This window comes from Streptomyces sp. W16 (genome assembly GCF_033194735.1).
GTDB lineage: Bacteria > Actinomycetota > Actinomycetes > Streptomycetales > Streptomycetaceae > Streptomyces.
This window is the reverse complement of sequence record NZ_JAWOAI010001144.1, coordinates 1-1,027: the sequence shown is the minus strand read 5'-3', so window position 1 is coordinate 1,027 and position 1,027 is coordinate 1. Positions and strand designations below refer to the sequence as shown.

Sequence of the window (1,027 nt, the reverse complement as noted above, 5' to 3'; positions counted from 1 at the left end):
CGCCGTGTCCGCCCTCATGCGGGCCGGTGAACTCAGCCCGCACCCCGGCGACCGGTCCCGGCGCCTGGTCGAAGCCGCCTACCTCGCCACCTTCACCGGCCAACTCGACGACGTACCAAGGCTGTTGGCCGACGCAGGACAGGCCCCCGACACCCCGACCGGACTGGTCTTCGCCGCCACCGCCCACCTCCTCACCAACGAAGAGGGCGATGTCGACGCCGCCTACCGCCTGCTGGCCCGCGCCCTCGACGACGACACGGCCACCGCCACGAACGAGGACTGGGACCACCACGGCATCCTCTACGCGCTGCTGCTCGTCAGCCTCTACACCCTCCGCCCCGAGCCGTGGCACCTCCTCAAGACCGCGCTGACCCGCTGCGAACCGACCGCGGCGACAGCGATCAGACTCTGCTACGACGCGTACGTCGACCCCACGCACGCCCCCGACGCACTGCGCAAGGGCCTCGCGGAGGCCTTCGCGGCGCTGCCCGCCGACGCGGCACCCTGGGAACTGATCCCCCTGGCCTTCGCGGCGGTCGCGACGGACGCCCTGTCCGACCACCGGTACCTGGTCCTCCGCATGATCGAGCGCGAACGCGACGGCGGCGCGATCGCCATGGTCGTCCCCGCGCTGCTGCTGCTCTGCCACGACTCCTACGTCCACGGCCGCTGGGACGAGGCCGAGAACCTGGCCCAGCAGGGGCTGGACCTGGCGGCGGCACACGGCTACCACTTCTGGGAACGGCAGATCCGCGTCCTGCTGGCGTCGGGCGCAGCGCTGCGCGGCGACGCCGAGCTCGCCCGGGCCCGCAGCGAGGAGACCACGACCTGGGCGGCACCCCGTGGCATCGAGGTGACCGAGGCCTACGCCCGGGCGGCCCGCCGCCTCGCCGCCATGGGCCAGGGCGACTACGAGGAGGCGCATGTCCAGGCCGTCCGGATCGAGCCACCTGGCGCTCCTGCCTTCGGGGTCCCGGGCCGGTGGACGGTCCTGGACCTGGTCGAGACGGCCGTCCGCACCGGCCGC

Annotated in this window: 1 pseudogene; it reads left to right on the top strand. The window is 73.5% G+C overall.

The features are described 5' to 3' along the window. Positions 1 to 1,027, top strand: a pseudogene (locus R6V09_RS53795) (LuxR family transcriptional regulator); the annotation flags it as partial.